The sequence below is a fragment of the Streptomyces caelestis genome (genome assembly GCF_001279005.1).
GTDB lineage: Bacteria > Actinomycetota > Actinomycetes > Streptomycetales > Streptomycetaceae > Streptomyces > Streptomyces heliomycini.
In genome coordinates this window covers 1-17192 of sequence record NZ_LGCN01000255.1, presented here as the reverse complement: position 1 = coordinate 17192, position 17192 = coordinate 1, and the positions used below count along the sequence as shown (strand labels likewise).

Genomic DNA, 17192 nt, shown 5'->3' with positions numbered 1-17192 from the left:
CGGGGCGACGACCGCGGTGGAGGCGGCGGAGTCCGCCGTCGACACGGCGGAGGGCACGGTGGTGGAGGCCGTCGAGGCTCCCACGAAGCCGCGCCGCCGCCGGACGCGCCGGGGCGCGGCGGACACGGCGACGGCCGCCGTCACCCCGGTGGCCGAGGAGACCACGGTGACCGTGGCGACTCCGGTCGCCACGGAGGCCCCGGTCGCCACGGAGCCCGAGGCTCCGGCCACCGAACCGCGCCGCCGCACCCGCACCCGCAAGACCGCGGACACCACGGCGGTGGACACCGCGGAGGCGGCCCCCGAGCCGGCCGAGGCGACGGAGACCAAGCCCCGCCGCACCCGCAAGGCGGTGGCCAAGGCCGAAACCGCGGTGGACACCGCCGAGGGGACCACCGAGCCGGCCGAGGCGACGGAGACCAAGCCCCGCCGCACCCGCAAGACCGCCGCCAAGAAGGCCGAGGCCGTGGTCGACACGGTCGAGGGCGGCGCCGAGCCGGCCGAGGCGACCAAGCCTCGTCGTACCCGCAAGACCGCGGCCAAGAAGGCCGAGGCCGTGACCGACACCGCTGACGGCGGTACCGAGCCGGCCGAGGCGACCGAGACCAAGCCGCGCCGCACCCGCAAGACCGCGGCCGAGAAGGCCGAGGCCGCCGCCGACACCGCGGAAGCCGTCGAGGCCAAGCCCCAGCGGCGTACCCGCAAGGCCGCCGAGCCGGAGCCGGCCGTCGCCGCCGGGATTCCGGCGCAGACGGTTCCGGAGGCCGAGGCGGCGGAGCCCAAGCCGCGCCGTACGCGGAAGACCGCGGCCGAGAAGGCCGAGGCCGCCGCCGACACCGCGGAAGCCGTCGAGGCCAAGCCCCAGCGGCGTACCCGCAAGGTCGCCGGGATTCCGGCGCAGGCCGCGGACGAGGCGAAGCCCAAGGTCCGTCGCACCCGCAAGGCGGCGGCCGCGGCCGAGCCGGAGCCGGAGACCAAGCCCCGGCGGACCCGGAAGACGGCAGTCGCCGCGGAGTCCGCGGAGGGCTGACGCGGCGAACCGACGGCCCGGCCCCACCCGTGGGGCCGGGCCGTCGGCGTGTCCGCACCCGCTACCCTCACCCCGTGACCAGCCACTCCCCCTCCGCCTCCCTCCCCGGCGCCCGCGCCGCCCACCGACTCCGCACCTCGCGCGGGGAGTTCGCCGTCGTGGACGTGCCACCGGCCGCCGGGGCCACGGCGCGGGGGACCGCGTTGCTGCTCCCCGGATACACCGGCAGCAAGGAGGACTTCGCGCCGGTGCAGGAGCCGCTCGCCGCACGCGGCTACCGCACCGTCGCCGTGGACGGGCGGGGCCAGTACGAGTCGGACGGGCCCTCGGTCGACGAAACCGCTTACGCACAGGACGAGTTGGCGCGGGACGTCCTCGCGCAGGCGAACGCGGTCGGTACGCCCGTGCATCTCGTCGGGCACTCGCTCGGCGGACAGATCGCCCGTGCCGCCGTCCTCCTCGACCACTCCCCCTTCCGCTCGCTCACACTGGTCTCCTCCGGCCCCGCGCGGATCTCCGTCTCCCAGGAGCAGCGCGTGAAGCTGCTGCGGGACGCGCTCGCGGTGATGTCGATGGCGGAGTGCTGGGAGGCGATCCTGGCCATGGGCCCGCCCGAGGAGGTGGGCGGTCCGGCGCGCGGGCCCGGCGGTCAGGAGTACCTGCGGCGCCGCTGGCTGGGCACCAGGCCCGCACAACTGCTCTCCACGGGCAGGCAGTTGTGCATGGAGCCGGACCGGGTCGCCGAGCTGGCCGCCGCGCCCCTGCCGTTTCACGTCCTGTCGGGGGCGCGCGACGACACCTGGCCGGTTCCGGACCTCGACGCGATGGCCCTCCGTCTCGGGGCGCACCGCACCGTCGTCGACGGGGCCGAACACTCACCCGCCGTCGACCGGCCCGCACCGACCGCCCGCGCCCTCGCCGACTTCTGGGACGGGCTCGCGGTCACCCCTTAGGACCGCTCAGTACTGCGCCTGCAAGTGGTCCCAGAAACCGTCGCGCAGGGCGCGCCGCAGGTCCGCCTGGCCGCGCAGGGAGTACTGCAGCAGCCCCTCCGCCTCCACCAGCAGGTCCTGGTCGACGGATCCGGGCAGGTAGGGGTGGCCGGGAAGCAGTTCCATCAGCGTGTCCCGGCCCCGCGCGGCCAGCCACTTCGCGGCGATCTGCGCGCCGACGAACCGGACGTCCTCGCGGGCGGGCCGGCCCGTCGCGGGCTCGTACGGCGGCGCCGTGCGCCGGGAGACGTACGGCTTGAAGAAGTCCAGGTCGAGGGTGCGCTGGCTGTCGACCTCCCAGAGCAGCGGCTCGGCCTGGTTGCGGCCCTCGGGCGCCTCGATGCCCCAGAGGTGGACCCGGGCGCCGTACCCCTGGGCCGCCTCGACCGCCGAGACGAGGTCCTCGTCGCCGCCGAGCAGGGCCGCGTCGCTGATGGCGCGGTGCCGGGCCAGTGACTCCAGGTCGCTGCGGATCAGGGAGTCGACGCCCTTCTGCTGGTTGTTGGCGTTGAGGTTGCCGAGGCGGACCTTGACGTCCGGGAGTTCGGCGATGGACTGCTGCTCCGCGGTGTGGATGCGGCGTCTGGCGCCGTCGTACCAGTAGACCCGCAGCAGCCTGCTGTCCGCGAAGATGGTGCGGGCGCGGTCGATGAGCGCGTCGATGAGTCCCTCGGCGTCGAGGTCGAAGGCCCGGCGGTCCTCCGTCCCGGCCACGAGCCGCCCCGCGGCGGCGTACAGGTAGCCCGCGTCGACGAAGATGGCGTGGGTCGAGGGCGTCTTCGCCACCTCGGCGAGCATGCGCTGGAGCAGCTCGTTGGTGCGGTCGATACGGGCGTGCAGAGCCGCGAGGTCTTCGTTCATCGCCTCCATTGTCCCGGTGGTCACGCTACGAACACAACCGGTCCCGGTCGGTCTCATGCGAAACCCTTACCGGTCAGTATTTAGCCAACCGAAAAATTTCCTTAGCATAGGGAATGTTTGTCCCGCGCATCCCGTTGAACCCTTCATGGAACGCGGGCCCAGTCGGCCCGTGGGCCCCCACCGAGTAGTTCTCCTTCAGGAGGATGACCAGACGAAGGGAGAAGCCCCTTGCGCTTCGAAATCATGCGACTCGACGACGTCGACGGCACACCCGTGGACACCACCGTCGTGGACGCCGCCTCCGTCAACCGCATCGTCCAGCAGGCCGCCGCCATCGGGCAGCGCCTGTGGATCCGCCCGGCCGACACACCGGCCTCATAACGCGCCACACGCGGGACACCGGCCACACGGGCCGGACCCTCGCCCACGTACGCCCGGGCGCCCCCGTACCGCCATCGGTGCGGGGGCGCCCGGGCGTCCGGCGCCGGGGTCAGCCGCCCCGGATCACCTGGGTGACGCCGTTGATGATCTGCTGCACGGCGATCGCGGAGAGCATCATGCCGGCCAGGCGCGTCACCAGCACCACGCCGCCGTCCTTGATGACCCGGATGATCAGCAGCGAGTACCGCATCACCAGCCACAGCACGACGTGGATGGCGAGGATCGCCGACCACACCGAGACCTGCCCGGTGACGCCGTCGGCCTTCTGCACGGCGAGGATGACCGACACGATCGCACCGGGCCCCGCCAGCAGCGGCATGCCCAGCGGGACCAGCGCGACGTTGACGTCCTTGGTCTGCTGGGGCTCGTCGGTCTTGCCGGTGAGCAGGTCCAGCGCGATCAGCAGGAGCAGCAGCCCGCCCGCGATCATCAGCGCGGGCACCGACACATGCAGGTAGTCGAGGATCCGATGGCCGAGCAGCCCGAACACGGTGATCACGCCACCGGCCACGCAGACGGCCTGGAAGGCCATCCGCTTCTGCATCTTCGCGGGCCGGCCGGCGGTCAGGGCGAGGAAGATCGGGGTGATCCCAGGGGGATCCATGATGACAAAAAGGGTCAGGAAAAGAGAGCCGAAGACGGCGACGTCGAGCATGACAGCCTTGCTGGGGAACGAAACGAAGAGAGATGAGGTGCGGGAAGGAGCCGGAGTCTCAGGCTCCGCCGGCTCCCGGCACCGGGAACGCCCCGGTCGCGCGCCGCGTGATCTCGCCGTACACCTCGGGGTCCGTCGTGAACTCGCCGAGGACGCAGGTCTTCCGGCTGCCGTGGTAGTCACTGGACCCGGTCACCAGGAGTCCCAGTTCCTTGGCGAGGCCGCGCAGCCGCGCCCGGGTCTTGGGATCGTGGTCCATGTGGTCGACCTCGATGCCGTCGAGGCCGGCCCCGGCCAGCTCGGCGATCGCGGACTCCGGCACGGTCCTGCCCCGCTTACTGGCGGCGGGGTGCGCGAAGACGGCGACCCCGCCCGCGTTCTTGACCAGCCGCAGGACCTCGAAGGGGTCGGTCTCGTGCTTCTCCATGAAGGCCCGGCCGCCGTCGGCCAGCCAGTCCTGGGTGAAGGCGTCGCTCACGGTGGGCACGACGCCCAGCTCGACGAGTGCGCTGGCCACGTGCGGGCGGCCCACCGAGCCGTCGCCGGCGATCCGTGCCACCTGCTCCCAGGTGACCGGCACGCCCAGCGCGTTCAGCTTCGCGATCATGCCCTGGGCCCGCGGCACCCGGTCGTCCCGGACCAGCTCGCGCTCGGCGAGCAGCGCGGGCTCCTCGGGATCGAAGAGGTAGGCCAGCATGTGCATGCTGATGCCGTCGAGCCGGCAGGAGAGTTCCGCTCCGGGGACCAGCGTGAGTCCCGCCGGGAGCGCGGAGAGCGCCTCGGCGTGTCCGCGGGTGGTGTCGTGGTCGGTCAGCGCGATGACGTCGAGACCGGCGGCGGACGCCTCGCGGACCAGCTCGGCCGGCGTGTCCGTACCGTCGGACGCCGTGGAGTGGGTGTGCAGGTCGATACGCACGACGCATGACTCCAAGCGGTGACGGGCGGACGGGGACGCTCCAGGATAACCGGATTCTCATACGCCCCTGTCACACCCGAAACCGCCGTGCGCCCCCTACCGGTCCGCCGTGCGCCCTCCACCGGTTCGCTGTGCGGCGTCTACACCTCCAGCAGGCGCGGCGACAGCGCGCCGCAGGGCACCAGCTCCACCTCGGCCCCCGCCTCCCGCAGGTCGGCGAGGACCAGTTCGTCGTACATCAGCATCCCGGACTGCTCCGGCCACACCACCGCCCACAGCCACATCCCGAGCGCCTCGCCCGCGAAGACGGCGCGGTCGTCCGGCGTCTTCGCGACGTGCCAGAGCGGGGTCGGGCGGCCGGCCGCCAGCACCTTGGCCTGGGGCGGCTTCTCGACGTTCATGTACGGTCCCGGGTCCGGGCCGTCGATGCCCGCGTACCGCGCCCCGAGGCCCACGCCCAGCTCCTCGGCGACCAGGATGAGCTCGCCCATGCCGCCGAGCGGTCCCGGCCCGGTGCACGCGACGGCGGTCGCCCGGCCCCCACCGCGGTCGTCGCCCGCGCTGGCCACGCCCGTGAACAGCCAGCCCACCGGCAACGGCCACGGCATCCACACCGGCACCTTCGTGCGGTGCACGACGACTTCGAGGGCCTCGACGCTCGGCGGTATCACGGGCTGCAGCGGGTGCACGGTGCCGTGCACATCGCACTGCCAGGCATCCGAGAAGAGGCCGGGAGCCCTGACCCGGCCACCGCACTTCGGGCAACTGGGTTCGCCCCTCATAGAGCCCCACGGTCCTACCCCGACCGCGCCACGTCAAGGACGATCACCCGTACGGGCGGAACCGGCCACGCGAAAATTAGATGTAGACTGCATTAATTAGCCTGGCTAAGATACTGGGCGCACACGCCGACCAACCGACCGATGTCCCGGGACGGGAGCACCCATGGACAACCCCAACAACCCCTTCGACACGGGATCGGGCGGCATCCTCCGCCAGCCGAAGTCCGTGTGGGCGACGGCCGGCGCGTCCGTCGTCGCCTTCATGGGGATCGGGCTCGTCGACCCGATCCTGCCCTCCATCGCCAAGGGCCTCGACGCCACCGCCGGGCAGGTCTCCCTGCTCTTCACCTCGTACTTCCTCATCACCGCGCTCGCGATGCTGGTGACCGGCTTCGTCTCCAGCCGCATCGGCGGCCGGAAGACCCTGCTGCTCGGGCTCGCGCTCGTCGTGGTCTTCGCCGGACTGTCCGGAACCTCGGGCTCGGTCGGCGAACTGGTCGGCTTCCGGGCCGGCTGGGGACTCGGCAACGCGCTGTTCGTCTCCACGGCCCTCGCGGTCATCGTCGGCGCGGCGGCCGGCGGCAGCGCGGCGGCCATCCTGCTGTACGAGTCCGCACTCGGCCTCGGCATGGCCTGCGGGCCGCTGGCGGGCGCGCTGCTCGGCGACGCGAGCTGGCGCTACCCGTTCTTCGGCACGGCCGCCCTGATGGCGGTCGGCTTCCTGTGCATCGCCGCGTTCCTGGGGGAGCAGCCGAAGCCGGCCCGCAAGACCTCGCCGCTCGACCCGCTCAGGGCGCTCGGGCACGGCGGACTGGCGTCGGTGGCGATCTCGGCGTTCTTCTACAACTACACGTTCTTCACCGTGCTGGCCTTCACGCCGTTCGTGCTGGACATGTCCCCGTACCGGTCCGGCGCGGTGTTCTTCGCCTGGGGCGTGCTGCTCGCCGTCTTCTCGGTGCTCGTGGCGCCCCGGCTGCAGAAGCGGTTCGGCTCACCGAAGGTGCTGGGCGGCTCGCTGGTGCTGCTCGCGGTGGACGTGCTCGTCCTCGGCTACGGCGACCACACCACGGCCGTCCTCTGCACCGTGTTGTCCGGCGCCCTCATCGGCGTGAACAACACGGTGTACACGGAACTGGCGCTCGGCGTGTCGGACGCGCCGCGTCCGGTGGCGAGCGCCGGCTACAACTTCGTGCGCTGGTTCGCGGCGGCCGCCGCGCCCTTCTTCGCGCCGAAGATCGAGGAGTGGACCGACGTCCACGTCCCGTTCGTGGTCGCGGCGGTCACGGCGGCGCTGGGCGCGCTGGTGGTCGTCGTACGGCGCCGGGCGCTCAGCCATGAGGCGGCGGTGGCGCGGCAGCCGCGCCACGCCGCCGAGGACGGCGCCACCGCCTTCGCCAACTGAGCGGCGCCCGACGGGCGTCGGTGACCTCGCTCACTCCAGCGGCACGGACCCGCGGGACGGATCCCGCAGGTCCGTGCCCTGGTCCAGCCAGCGCTCCTGGAGGGCCTGGGCGCCGTGCACCCGCTTCCAGGCGGCCTCGTTCGGGGTCATCGGCAGCAGCGGCAGGAACCGCACGGGGTCCAGGGGCCCGTCGAGCTCCAGGTCCTCCACCAGGCCGCCCGGCTCGGCGACCAGCACCGAGGTGAACGGGGCGCCGGGCCACAGCGGTTCGCCCACGTCGAGCGAGGCGCCGGGGGCCACGACCACACCCTCGACCTGCGGGGACGCGGCCAGTACGGCGAGCGGACGGAGCACCTTGTCGGTGTCGGCGACGCCACCGCGGACGGACAGCACCAGCTCGACACGCGGGCCCTCGACCGGGTCCGCGATCACCGCCGCGGGGTCGGTCATGGGCTGCGCGGACATGCCGAGGGTGGCGTAGCGCACGATGTCGCCCTCGTGGAAGCGCAGCACCTCGATGCGGTCCGTGCCCAGGAAGGTGACCGCCGCGCGGGCGTCCGGTTCGCCCAGCGCCGTACGCAACCGGGCTTCGACCAGAGGAAGAACATCAGCCATGCGGCGAGCATAGAACTCGTCAGCACCGGGCAAAGCAGAGCCTTGACACGCCAGTCGGCTGATACGCTTGGCCGGTGTTTCGGGCAGCACGCAGTGGGGCTACCGCCCACGCCTTCAGGGCTCCGAGAGAGTCCGATCGTCCCGAACGCCTGTGTGACACTCCCCGTTCAGAGGGGGATCCCCCGAGGGGATCGTGGACCGTCCCCTACGGGGGACCGGCCGGAGGAGGTGGGGCTGGCATGGACCGAAGTCGACCGTGCAGTAGCACCCGCTCTTCCGCCCGCTGATGTAGCTGCTCCTGTCTGGCTCCCGCCTTTCACCCGCACGTCTTCATCGGAAGAGCACTTCGTTTCGTTCTGTCTGATCTGCCCCAGTAGCTGTATCAGCGACGAAGCTCGCCACCGCGACGGTGCGGTGCTCCCCGCTTTGTGGACGTGCCAAACATCCGCAGTCCAGGACGTCCTCATTCCGGGTTGTTCCACCCGTCGTTGCGGCGCCTTTCGTTGCACGTGTGCGAAGGAGCCCGCCATGTCGATGATCCGCGACCTGCGCGCCGTGGTCCGTCCCTCCCGTGTCTCGCTGCGCAAGGAGAGCGGCCCGTACGACGCCACCCGTGACCCCGCGACGACCACCGCCGTCGTCGACTGCGCCGTCTACCGCGACGGCCGCCGCCTGGAGACCGAGGGCGGCCCGCTCACCCCGCACGAGGCGATGCGGCTGGTGCGCCGCGACGGAGGCTTCGTGTGGATCGGCCTGCACGAGCCGAACGAGGCCGAATTCGCCGGGATCGCACGGGAGTTCGGGTTGCACCCGCTGGCCGTGGAGGACGCCGTCCAGGCCCATCAGCGGCCCAAGCTGGAGCGCTACGACGACTCGCTGTTCACGGTCTTCAAGACCGTCCACTACCTCGACCACGACGAGCTCTCCGCCAACAGCGAGGTCGTCGAGACCGGTGAGGTGATGTGCTTCACCGGCCGGGACTTCTTCATCACGGTCCGGCACGGCGGGCAGGGCTCCCTGCGGGCCCTGCGACACCGGCTCCAGGACGACCCCGAGCTGCTGGCCAAAGGGCCCTCGGCGGTGCTGCACGCCATCGCCGACCACGTGGTGGACGGCTACATCGCGGTGGCCGACGCGGTGCAGGACGACATCGACGAGGTCGAGACGGAGGTCTTCTCGCCGGGCCGCAAGGGCGCCCCGCGCGGCACCGACGCCGGACGGATCTACCAACTCAAGCGCGAGGTGCTGGAGTTCAAGCGGGCCGTGTCGCCGCTGCTGCGGCCGATGCAGCTGCTGAGCGAGCGGCCGATGCGGCTGGTGGACCCGGACATCCAGAAGTACTTCCGGGACGTGGCCGACCATCTGGCCCGGGTGCAGGAGCAGGTCATCGGCTTCGACGAACTGCTGAACTCCATCCTCCAGGCCAATCTCGCCCAGGCGTCCGTGGCACAGAACGAGGACATGCGGAAGATCACCTCGTGGGCCGCGATCATCGCCGTGCCGACGATGGTGTGCGGGGTGTACGGGATGAACTTCGACTACATGCCGGAGACCCACTGGAAGTACGGCTACCCGGTGGTCCTCGGTGTCACGGTGGCCATCTGCCTGGGCATCCACCGGTCGCTGAAGCGCAACGGCTGGCTGTGAGGGCGCCCGGCTAGGCTGGGCCCATGACACGCGCGCTGCTCGACCGGGCCCTCATCGAGGAGGCCACGAAGAAGTCCGGCCTCGTCTGGGTCAAGGGGCCCGGCGCCGCGGCCCGCGCGCTGTGGCACGTGTGGCACGAGGGCGCCGCGTACGTGGTCGGTGACGGGCCCGGGGAGCAGCCGCTGCCGGGGCTGGCCGACGGCGTGTCCGCCGAGGTGACGGTCCGCAGCAAGGACAAGGGCGGCCGACTGGTCTCCTGGACGGCGGCGGTCGTGGAACTGCCCTCGGACTCCGAGGAGTGGGCGGCGGCGGTCGGCGAGCTCAAGGGCAAGCGGCTCAACGCGCCCGACGGCGAGGCGATGACCGGGCGCTGGGCTCGCGAGTGCCGCGTCCTGCGCCTGGAGCCGACCGGGGCGACGGCCCCGCTCCCCGAGAGCTCCCTGGCCGAGGCCCCCCTGCCGACGCCGGTGACGACCCGGCGCCCCGTCCCGGCGGGGCTGCCCCGGCTGCTGCTGAAGAAGAGGGGGCGGCGGGCCTAGGCGGCGCCGTGCGGATCCTGCCGGGGGCGCGGGCCCCGGCGCCGTTCCCCCGGGCTCGGCCCCGCTCACGCGGGAGGCCCCACCGCCGCGTCGTCGGTCGCACGGCGCCGCTCCTCGGCGCCGGCCCGGTCCGGACGGCATCCCTCAGGACGTCGGGAGCTGCTTGCCGTAGTCGAGGGTCTCGTCCTCGGCCGGTTCCTCCAGCTCGAAGTCGGCGCCCCAGGAGGAGAACGTGAGGGTGCCCGCCTTCCCGGCCCGCACCAGCCGTACCGGGTACGGCTCGCCCTCCAGCGAGACGTCCAGGGTGCCGCCGGCGCCCTCGTCGCCGGTGACGCGGATGGTGCGCACGCCCGACTGCTCGTGGTGGCCGTCCGTGGCCAGCTCGCCGTGCAGGGTCAGCAGGCCGCCGAGGAGGACGTCCTTGTCCGTGAAGCCGACGAACTTCTTGTACGACGGATCGCCCTGCGGCACCTTCACGTACTTCTCGGCGAGCTTGCCGGCCGCCGCCGCGTCCGCCTCTCCGCCCTTCTCGCCGTCCTCGTGACCCCAGAACTCGGCACCGGCCTTCAGGTACAGCTCGTCGTCGACCCGCAGCAGGCGAAACGTCTCCCCCTCGGTGGTGACCGAGCCGATGCCGCCCTGCTCCTTCAGCCGCATGTCCAGCGTGTACGTGCGCCCGCTGGTGACCACGGTGCCGTGCAGCCGTACGGCGCCGACCGACTCGGCGGCCTTCTGGGCCCTGCTCTGGATCCGGTCGGCGGACAGTCTGCCGACACCGTTGGTGCCCTCGTTCGGGTCCTCGGAACATCCCGTGAGCGCCGTCCCCGTCACGAGCAGCGCGCACACGGCGCCGACCAGCACGGCCCTGCGGGAACGGCCCCGGTAGATCGGAATCACAGGTGGGCTGCCTCTCTGACGGGGGACCTGAACGGCGTACCGCAGGGTACCGGGACCGGGTGGGCCGGGCGGAGCCAGTCCGTCCGGACCGGCCGCCGACGCACGGCTGATCGTTACGGGCTAGCCTGAAGCCCGTCCGAGCGGGCAATTCGGAAACCGAGTGCGGCAGGCGGTACCCGCGACGAGAACACCCGCACGGAAAGGAGTGGCGGCCATGGCAGGGGGCGCCCCCCGGTTCTTCGTCTCGCACGTCTCCGGTGTCGCCGTCTTCGATCCGGCCGGCGACCAGGTGGGGCGCGTGCGCGATCTGGTCGTCATCCTGCGGCCCGGCCGGCGTCCGCCGCGACTGCTCGGCCTGGTGGTCGAACTCTCCACCCGCCGCCGCATCTTCCTGCCCATGACCCGGGTGACCGCCGTGCAGTCCGGCCAGGTCATCACCACCGGGGTGCTCAACGTGCGGCGCTTCGAGCAGCGGCCCACCGAACGGCTCGTCTTCGGCGAGCTGCTCGACCGGCGGGTGACGCTCGTGGAGAGCGGCGAGGAGGTCACCGTCCTCGATCTGTCGGTGCATCAGCTGCAGAACCGCCGCGAGTGGGAGATCGACCGCGTGTTCGTCCGCAAGGGCAGGAAGGGCGGCGCGTTCCGGCGCGGCAAGGGCGAGGCGCTGACCGTCGAGTGGTCCGCGGTCACCGGGTTCTCCCTGGAGGAGCAGGGGCAGGGCGCCGAGAACCTGCTCGCCACCTTCGAGCAGCTGCGCCCCGCCGACCTCGCCAACGTGCTGCACCATCTCTCCCCCAAGCGGCGCGCGGAGGTGGCCGCCGCGCTCGACGACGACCGGCTCGCCGACGTGCTGGAGGAGCTGCCCGAGGACGACCAGATCGAGATCCTCGGCAAGCTGAAGGAGGAGCGCGCCGCCGACGTCCTGGAGGCCATGGACCCCGACGACGCGGCCGACCTGCTCGGCGAGCTGCCAGAGGAGGACAAGGAGCGGCTGCTGAGCCTGATGAAGCCCGCCGACGCGGCCGACATGCGGCGCCTGATGTCGTACGAGGAGCACACGGCGGGCGGTCTGATGACGACCGAGCCGATCGTGCTGCGGCCCGACGCGACCGTCGCGGACGCCCTCGCCCGGATCCGCGAACCGGACCTCTCCCCCGCGCACGCCGCGCAGGTCTACGTCTGCCGCCCGCCCGAGGAGACGCCCACCGGCAAGTACCTGGGCACGGTCCACTTCCAGCGACTGCTGCGCGACCCCCCGTACACGCTGGTCGGCTCGATCCTGGACGACGACCTCCAGCCCCTGGACCCGGACGCGGCGCTGCCCGTGGTCGCCGGGTTCTTCGCCACGTACGACATGGTGGCGGCGCCCGTGGTCGACGAGGCGGGGTCGCTGCTGGGCGCGGTGACGGTGGACGACGTACTGGACCACATGCTGCCCGACGACTGGCGGGAGACCGAGTTCCACCTCGACGGGGACGAGGACGAGGGGGTGGTGACCGATGGCTCCTGAGCGCGACGGCGGACGCGAGCGCATGCCGGCGGGCGCCACGGCCGCCGGACGGCCGCGCACGCCCCGTCTGGACCAGCCGCGGCCTCCCCGGCGCCGCCTGCTGCCCGAGTGGGACCCGGAGGCCTTCGGGCGGCTCTCGGAGAGCGTCGCGCGGTTCCTGGGCACCGGGCGGTTCATCGTCTGGATGACGTTCGTCATCATCCTGTGGGTGGTGTGGAACGTGTTCGCGCCGAAGGAGCTGCGCTTCGACGAGTACCCGTTCATCTTCCTGACCCTGATGCTGTCCCTGCAGGCCTCCTACGCGGCTCCGCTGATCCTGCTCGCGCAGAACAGGCAGGACGACCGGGACCGGGTCAACCTGGAGCAGGACCGCAAGCAGAACGAGCGGTCGATCGCGGACACCGAGTACCTGACCCGGGAGATCGCCGCCCTGCGGATCGGGCTCGGGGAGGTCGCCACCCGGGACTGGATCCGCTCGGAGCTCCAGGACATGGCCAAGGAGCTGGAGGGGCGGCAGAACGGGCACAAGGACCATCAGGGAGCGTTCCCGGCGATGCGGGCGGAACACCCGCCGGGACGTGACGCAGACGACCACTGACGTCCTTACCGGCGGGTGTGCCCGGAGCCGTACCATCGTTCCCATGGCTACGGAAGACGCGGTGCGCGAGGCACTGGCGACGGTGAACGACCCCGAGATCAACCGGCCCATCACCGAGCTCGGGATGGTCAAATCGGTGGAGATCGGTGCGGACGGTGCGGTCGCGGTCACCGTGTACCTGACGGTTTCCGGCTGCCCCATGCGGGACACCATCACGCAGCGCGTGACGGACGCGGTCTCCCGGGTCGAGGGCGTCACCCGGGTCGACGTGACGCTGGACGTGATGAGCGACGAGCAGCGCAAGGAGCTGGCGAGCGCCCTGCGCGGCGGCCAGACCGAGCGCGAGGTGCCCTTCGCCAAGCCGGGCAGCCTGACCCGGGTCTACGCGGTGGCGTCCGGCAAGGGCGGCGTCGGCAAGTCGTCGGTGACGGTGAACCTGGCGGCGGCGATGGCGGCCGACGGCCTGAAGGTCGGTGTCGTGGACGCCGACATCTACGGCCACTCGGTGCCGCGCATGCTGGGCGCGGACGGGCGTCCCACCCAGGTCGAGAACATGATCATGCCGCCGTCGGCGCACGGCGTGAAGGTCATCTCCATCGGCATGTTCACCCCGGGCAACGCCCCGGTGGTGTGGCGCGGCCCGATGCTGCACCGCGCGCTCCAGCAGTTCCTGGCGGACGTGTACTGGGGCGACCTGGACGTGCTGCTGCTCGACCTGCCGCCCGGCACGGGCGACATCGCGATCTCCGTCGCCCAGCTGGTGCCGAACGCCGAGATCCTCGTCGTCACCACGCCCCAGCAGGCGGCGGCCGAGGTGGCCGAGCGGGCGGGCTCCATCGCCGTGCAGACGCACCAGAAGATCGTCGGCGTGGTCGAGAACATGTCCGGGCTGCCCTGCCCGCACTGCGGCGAGATGGTCGACGTCTTCGGCACGGGCGGCGGGCAGACGGTCGCCGACGGCCTGACCCGCACCACCGGTGCGAACGTGCCGGTGCTCGGCGCCATTCCGATCGACGTCCGGCTGCGCGAGGGCGGCGACGAGGGCAGGCCCGTGGTGCTGTCCGACCCGGACTCCCCGGCCGGCTCGGCGCTCCGCTCCATCGCCGGCAAGCTGGGCGGGCGGCAGCGGGGCCTGTCGGGCATGTCCCTGGGGATCACCCCGCGCAACAAGTTCTGAGGTCTCCCACGCGCAAGGGCGCCGTCCGGTGGACGGCGCCCTTCCGCGTACCCGCTCGGGTGTCCGCGCGTCCCCGCTCAGGCGTCGTACGCGGCGATGTCCTTCACCACGGCGAAGCCGAGGCCGTACGCGCTCATGCCCCTGCCGTACGCGCCCACGTGCACGCCCTCCCGCGTGGAACCGGCGAGCACCCAGCCGAACTCGGACTCCCGGTAGTGGAACGGCGTCGGCACCCCGTCCACGGGCAGGGACAGCGTCGACCAGTCCTCGCCCTCCAGGTCGTCCGCGAGGACCCAGGCCGTCTCGGTCTGCTGCTCCAGCCAGTCGTCGCGCAGGGAGTGGTCCATCTGGCCGGGCCAGGTGAAGGACAGCAGTCCCACCCCGGCGAGCCAGGCGGCGGAGGAGACCGAGGTGGCCTCCAGCAGTCCGGTGCCGTCGGCGCTGCGGCGCACCGGGTTGGCGGCCACGGTCACCACGACCGCGAACCTCTCCTTGGTCTCCTGGTCGGTCCCGGCCGTGTACTCGCTGCGCACCGAGGGCTCGTCGCCGTGCCCGACCGATCCGTGCGCGACGGCTCCGTCGGCCGCCAGTGCGACCTGCATCAACCAGCGCGGTCCCGTGAAGGCCTCGTCGAGGCCGTACCAGGGGAAGGGCGCACGCAGGTAGCCGTCGACCGCAGGCCCGGCGGAGGGGACGGGTCTTCCGTCCTCCGCGGCCGACGCCTGCGCGACTGCCCGACTCGTCGTCTCCATTACCCGGACGCCTCCTCGCTCTCGTCGGACCGGGCGGCCCGCCCCCCTTCAGGCGTACTCGTCCGTTCCGCACAACAACTCGGCAGCATAGTCACCTTGACGCCACAGGCTGGGAAACCGCCGGGCGCACGGGCCGTACGGACGCCCTGATCAGGCCGTGAACGGCCCGGGTGGAGTATGAGACGCGTCACGTACCCGGGGGTGTGCGCTCGGGCGCCTCCGGCTCAGGTGGCGTCCGCGTCGAAGGGCGGGCGGGTGTCGGCCGCCGGCGTCTCGGGCTTCTTGGTCATGTCCACGCGGCCACCGGTGGAAGCGGCGGAGGGCGTCGACGGGGAGTCGGTGTCGCGGCCGTGGACGGCGTCCGTGACCTCGGCCATCTCCTTCTTCAGGTCGAAGCCGTTACGGATCTCCTTGAGCCCCAGGTCGTCGTTGTCCAGCTGCTTGCGGATGAACGTCTTGGGGTTGAGGTCCTCGAACTCGAAGTCCTTGAACTCCGGGCCGAGCTCCTGCCGGATGTCCTGCTTGGCGCTCTCCGAGAAGTCACGGATCTTCCGGATCGTGCGCGTCACGTCCTGGATGACCTTGGGGAGCTTGTCCGGACCGAAGACGAGCACGGCGAGGACGATGAGCGTCACCAGCTCGAGCGGTCCTATGTCATTGAACACCTGAAGCTCCTCGCGATGCCTTCGGTCCTCGGCCCTCGGGGCGGTCTGCGGTCTTCCGTGGTCCGGGCCGGGTCCACGGTACCCGGCCATCCCGTGCGACCGGTACCGTCCCGGGCCTCATCCGCCTCAGCCGCCCTCCGAGGAGCCGAGCGTCAGGGTGACCGTCCGCTCCTCGCCGTCCCGCTCGAGGGTGAGCTCGAGGCGGTCGCCGGGGCGGTGCGCACGGGTCTTGACGATGAGTTCCTCGCCGGAGTGGACGCGCCGGCCGTCGACCTCGGTGATGACGTCGCCGGCCCTGATCCCGGCCCGGGCGCCGGGGCCGCCGGTGCTGACCGGGGGTCCGCCGTCGCTGCCCTTGGCGGCGACGCGGGCGCCGTCGCCGCCGTACTGCATGTCGAGGGTGACGCCGATCACCGGGTGGGTGGCCTTCCCGGTGTTGATCAGCTCCTCGGCGACGCGTCTGCCCTGGTTGACGGGGATGGCGAAGCCGAGTCCTATGGAGCCGGCCTGCCCCGCGTCCGGGTCGGCGCCGCCGTCGGCGGAGCGGATGGCCGAGTTGATGCCGATCACCCGGGCCCGGGCGTCGAGCAGGGGGCCACCGGAGTTGCCGGGGTTGATCGGCGCGTCGGTCTGCAGGGCGTCGACGTACGACACGTCGCTGCCGTCACCCTTCCCACCGCCGGCGGTAATGGGCCGCTCCCGGGCGCTGATGATGCCGGAGGTGACGGTGCCGGCCAGGTCGAAGGGGGCGCCGATGGCGACGACGGGGTCGCCGACCCGCACGTTGTCGGAGTTGCCGAGGGGCAGGGGGGTGAGTCCGCTGACGCCCTTCACCTTCACGACGGCGAGGTCGTAGCCGCCGTCCCGGCCCACGACGGTGGCTTCGGCGGTGTCGCCGCTGTGGAAGGTGACGGTGATCTCGCCGTCGTCCCCGGCGGGTCCGACGACGTGGTCGTTGGTGAGGATGTGGCCGCGCTCGTCGAGCACGAAGCCGGTACCGGTGCCGGCCTCGCCGGCGCCGCTGACGTGCAGGGTGACGACGCTGGGCAGGGCCCGTGCGGCGATTCCGGCGACGCTGCCGGGGTCGCGTTCCGGCGCCTCCTCACCGGCCTGCGGCAGCTCCACGGTGCCCACGCCGCCGTTGCGCTCCAGATACGTGCCGACGATCCCGCCGATGCCGCCGGACACGAGCGCGAGCAGCAGGGCTGCCCCGACGAGCACCCGGCCGCGCCGCCGCTTCCGGCCGGTCACGGACTGCCCGGTCTGTTGCAGGGGCGCGGCGGAGGCGGCCGCCGCCCAGGGGTCGTAGCGGCCCCAGGGGTCGGCGGCCGGGGCGTCCTGGACCGGGGGCGTCCGGCTGTCCGGATGCGCTTGCGCGGGGATGACGGACGCGGGGGGAGTGCCGTGGGGTGCGGGTGCGCCGGGGGGCGTCGGGGCCGGGGCCGCGGGAGGCCCGGTGGGGGCGCCGTGTGCCATGAGGGCGTCGTGCGGCGCGGGCGGGCCCTGGGGGGTTGTGCCCGGGCCCGGGGGAGGCGCCGGGGGCGTGCCGTGCGGTGTCGCGTCCTGGACCGTGGGAGGGGGCGCGAGCGCCGTACCGTGCGCGGATGTCGTCGCCGGATGCTGTACGGGCGGGGCGGGCGCCCCGGGGCCCCGTTTCCCGTACGGCGGGGGGGTTGTGGGGGGCGGGGGGGGGCGGGGGCTTTGCTTTTCTGG

General features: G+C 72.4%; 17 protein-coding genes and 1 pseudogene. 9 read left to right on the top strand and 9 right to left on the bottom strand.

Annotated elements, in window-relative coordinates; translation table 11 throughout:
* Positions 1-1030: pseudogene (locus tag ADK41_RS35410) on the top strand (DEAD/DEAH box helicase); the annotation flags it as partial.
* 74 nt (positions 1031-1104) lie between these two features.
* Entirely contained in the window at positions 1105-1983 is an 879-nt protein-coding gene (locus ADK41_RS35405; protein ID WP_030834597.1) for an alpha/beta fold hydrolase, read from the top strand.
* Positions 1984-1989: 6 nt separating this feature from the next.
* On the opposite strand, the gene ADK41_RS35400 is transcribed toward ADK41_RS35405, so the two are convergent.
* A complete protein-coding gene (locus ADK41_RS35400; RefSeq protein ID WP_030834599.1) occupies positions 1990-2892 on the bottom strand; it encodes an NYN domain-containing protein in 903 nt (300 codons plus the stop codon).
* A 219-nt stretch (positions 2893-3111) separates the two neighbouring features.
* On the opposite strand from ADK41_RS35400, the gene ADK41_RS41405 reads away from it, so the two are divergent.
* Positions 3112-3264 (top strand): hypothetical protein, encoded by a 153-nt coding sequence (locus tag ADK41_RS41405; RefSeq protein ID WP_106979586.1) that lies wholly within the window; start codon positions 3112-3114, stop codon positions 3262-3264.
* 109 nt (positions 3265-3373) lie between these two features.
* Here the strand turns inward: ADK41_RS41405 and ADK41_RS35395 are convergent, their stop codons facing one another.
* The 3 genes from ADK41_RS35395 to ADK41_RS35385 form a co-directional block, all read right to left on the bottom strand.
* Complete coding sequence (locus tag ADK41_RS35395) at positions 3374-3979, bottom strand: MarC family protein (RefSeq protein ID WP_030834600.1); 606 nt, start codon at positions 3977-3979, stop codon at positions 3374-3376.
* 58 nt (positions 3980-4037) lie between these two features.
* Positions 4038-4895: a PHP domain-containing protein gene (locus ADK41_RS35390; protein ID WP_030834602.1), complete on the bottom strand. Its 858-nt coding sequence runs from the start codon at positions 4893-4895 to the stop codon at positions 4038-4040.
* Positions 4896-5035: 140 nt separating this feature from the next.
* Positions 5036-5677, bottom strand: coding sequence for a DUF6758 family protein (locus ADK41_RS35385; protein ID WP_030834604.1), 642 nt, complete (start codon positions 5675-5677; stop codon positions 5036-5038).
* Between the two features lie 163 nt (positions 5678-5840).
* On the opposite strand from ADK41_RS35385, the gene ADK41_RS35380 reads away from it, so the two are divergent.
* On the top strand, positions 5841-7079 hold the full coding sequence (locus tag ADK41_RS35380; RefSeq protein WP_030834608.1) for an MFS transporter: 1239 nt from the start codon (positions 5841-5843) through the stop codon (positions 7077-7079).
* 30 nt (positions 7080-7109) lie between these two features.
* Here ADK41_RS35380 and ADK41_RS35375 read toward each other — a convergent pair whose 3' ends face one another.
* On the bottom strand, positions 7110-7694 hold the full coding sequence (locus tag ADK41_RS35375; RefSeq protein ID WP_030834610.1) for a suppressor of fused domain protein: 585 nt from the start codon (positions 7692-7694) through the stop codon (positions 7110-7112).
* A 528-nt stretch (positions 7695-8222) separates the two neighbouring features.
* Between ADK41_RS35375 and ADK41_RS35370 the strand changes: the two genes are divergently transcribed.
* A complete protein-coding gene (locus tag ADK41_RS35370; protein ID WP_030834612.1) occupies positions 8223-9341 on the top strand; it encodes a magnesium and cobalt transport protein CorA in 1119 nt (372 codons plus the stop codon).
* Between the two features lie 23 nt (positions 9342-9364).
* Positions 9365-9880, top strand: coding sequence for a hypothetical protein (locus ADK41_RS35365; RefSeq protein WP_030834614.1), 516 nt, complete (start codon positions 9365-9367; stop codon positions 9878-9880).
* A gap of 144 nt (positions 9881-10024) precedes the next feature.
* Here ADK41_RS35365 and ADK41_RS35360 read toward each other — a convergent pair whose 3' ends face one another.
* Entirely contained in the window at positions 10025-10777 is a 753-nt protein-coding gene (locus tag ADK41_RS35360) for a hypothetical protein (RefSeq protein ID WP_030834616.1), read from the bottom strand.
* A 214-nt stretch (positions 10778-10991) separates the two neighbouring features.
* Here ADK41_RS35360 and ADK41_RS35355 point away from each other — a divergent pair, with 214 nt between their 5' ends.
* From ADK41_RS35355 to ADK41_RS35345, 3 genes are read left to right on the top strand one after another with little or no spacing between them, the layout of a single operon-like run.
* Complete coding sequence (locus ADK41_RS35355; protein ID WP_030834619.1) at positions 10992-12287, top strand: magnesium transporter MgtE N-terminal domain-containing protein; 1296 nt, start codon at positions 10992-10994, stop codon at positions 12285-12287.
* Positions 12277-12885 carry a DUF1003 domain-containing protein gene (locus ADK41_RS35350; protein WP_030834621.1) on the top strand — a complete coding sequence of 203 codons (609 nt, stop codon included), beginning with the start codon at positions 12277-12279 and terminating at the stop codon, positions 12883-12885. Before ADK41_RS35355 ends, ADK41_RS35350 begins: the two co-directional genes overlap by 11 nt.
* Before the next feature lie 43 nt (positions 12886-12928).
* The gene (locus ADK41_RS35345; protein ID WP_030834623.1) at positions 12929-14062 is read left to right on the top strand and encodes an Mrp/NBP35 family ATP-binding protein; all 1134 of its coding nucleotides are present in this window, start codon (positions 12929-12931) and stop codon (positions 14060-14062) included.
* A 77-nt stretch (positions 14063-14139) separates the two neighbouring features.
* Here the strand turns inward: ADK41_RS35345 and ADK41_RS35340 are convergent, their stop codons facing one another.
* The 3 genes from ADK41_RS35340 to ADK41_RS35330 form a co-directional block, all read right to left on the bottom strand.
* Entirely contained in the window at positions 14140-14814 is a 675-nt protein-coding gene (locus tag ADK41_RS35340) for a hypothetical protein (protein WP_030834628.1), read from the bottom strand.
* 224 nt (positions 14815-15038) lie between these two features.
* Positions 15039-15479, bottom strand: coding sequence for a sec-independent translocase (locus ADK41_RS35335; protein ID WP_030834630.1), 441 nt, complete (start codon positions 15477-15479; stop codon positions 15039-15041).
* Positions 15480-15605: 126 nt separating this feature from the next.
* The coding region (locus tag ADK41_RS35330; RefSeq protein WP_053670343.1) for a S1C family serine protease at positions 15606-17192 on the bottom strand (1587 nt) is incomplete at its 5' end.